This window comes from Microbacterium sp. Bi128, assembly GCF_918698205.1.
This window is the reverse complement of the sequence record NZ_CAKKMM010001133.1, coordinates 1-1,676: the sequence shown is the minus strand read 5'-3', so window position 1 is coordinate 1,676 and position 1,676 is coordinate 1. Positions and strand designations below refer to the sequence as shown.

The 1,676-nt window shown below is 68.5% G+C and carries 2 protein-coding genes; one reads left to right on the top strand and one right to left on the bottom strand.

Annotated elements, in window-relative coordinates; translation table 11 throughout:
* On the bottom strand, window positions 1-193 hold a 193-nt coding region (locus LQV45_RS30510; RefSeq protein WP_230010979.1), incomplete at its 3' end, for a hypothetical protein.
* 341 nt (window positions 194-534) lie between these two features.
* On the opposite strand from LQV45_RS30510, the gene LQV45_RS30505 reads away from it, so the two are divergent.
* The coding region (locus tag LQV45_RS30505; RefSeq protein ID WP_230010977.1) for a GuaB1 family IMP dehydrogenase-related protein at window positions 535-1,676 on the top strand (1,142 nt) is incomplete at its 3' end.

Genomic DNA, 1,676 nt, shown 5'->3' with positions numbered 1-1,676 from the left:
GATGCACAGCTGTCGCGGTGCCGGACGTTCCGTTGGCGGGAGAGGCGTCACTAGCTTCAAAGGATTCGAACAGGGGCCACCACTTGGAGTCGACCGTGTTCTTGTCCTGCTGGTAACGCTCATACAGTTCGTCAACGAGCCACTCGTTTCCGCCAAATTCCTCTGGTAGACGGTGGCTAGGCTGCTCTGGCACTTGAAATACGCCTCTTCCGTGAGTTTGATTCCCTCTGGCTTCCACGGTGCCTCGGCACAACGATTGAGCCAGTCTCTGCGTCCAGTGAACCCAGACCCATGCCAGTCTAGTGAGGATTCTTGCCAAACCGCCAATAAGCGTGACCCAAATCATGATCCGCCCCGGCAGCCGCCGAATTGCGGTGAAGAAGAGTTGCAGAATCGGCCCCGGATGCGGCCCACATGCGGTGCCCTGCGCGGTGCCGGACGCGGTGCCGGCCCTGCCGGAAACCGCCCTAGAATGCAGTGAGAACCCGTTTGTCGCCGACGGTGCCAGCTGCGGGTGCCAGCAAAGGAGCAGCAGTGCGTTTCCTGAATGAGCCCACCACCGATCTGACCTACTCGGACCTCTTCCTGGTCCCGTCCCGGTCCGATGTCACCTCCCGCCTGGACGTCGACCTCGCGGCCGACGACGGGACCGGCTCCGCGATCCCGCTGGTGGCGGCGAACATGACGGCGGTCACGGGGAAGCGGATGGCCGAGACCATGGCCCGCCGCGGCGGCCTTGGAGTCCTGCCGCAGGACGTCCCGCTCGACGTCATCCGTGACGTCACGGCCTGGATCAAGGGACGCCACCCGGTCCTGGAAACCCCCGTCACGCTCGCGCCCACGGACACCGTCATTGATGCCCTCCACCTGATGGGCAAGCGGCCGCACGGGGCCGTTGTGGTGGTGGACGACTCCGGCGCGGTCACCGGTGTTGTCCGGGCCGCCGACTGCGAGGGCCAGGACCGTTTCGCGTCACTGGCCTCCGTCGTCCGCCACCAGCCGCTGGTGCTCGACGCCGGACCGCTCGCCGGCGGATTGTTTGGGGGCGGGTCGGCGGCCGATGCTGCGCAGGCCCTCCGCCGCGCCTTTGAAGCGATGGACGCCGCCGGAGCCGACTACGCGCCGGTGCAGCAGGGCGGGGTCCTGGCCGGCGTGCTCACCCGTAAGGGCGCCCTGCGCTCCACGCTCTACCGGCCGTCCCTGGACGACGACGGCAGGCTGAAGGTCGCTGCCGCCGTCGGAATCAACGGTGACGTGGCCGGGCGGGCCGCCGAATTGCTGGCGGCCGGCGTCAACGTGCTGGTCCTCGACACCGCACACGGGCACCAGCAGAAAATGTTCGACGCCCTCGCCGCCGTGAAGGGTCTCAACCCCGGCGTGCCGGTGGTCCCCGGCAACGTCGTCACCGGCGACGCCACACGTGAGCTCATCGAGGCCGGGGCGGACATCGTCAAGGTCGGGGTGGGCCCCGGCGCCATGTGCACCACGCGCATGATGACGGCCGTGGGCCGCCCCCAGTTCAGTGCCGTCCTGGAATGCTCCGCCGCGGCCCGGGAAGCCGGCGGCCGGGTATGGGCCGACGGCGGGGTCCGCTACCCGCGCGACGTCGCCCTGGCCCTGGCCGCCGGGGCCAGCCAGGTCATGATCGGCTCCTGGTTTGCCGGTACGCACGAGAG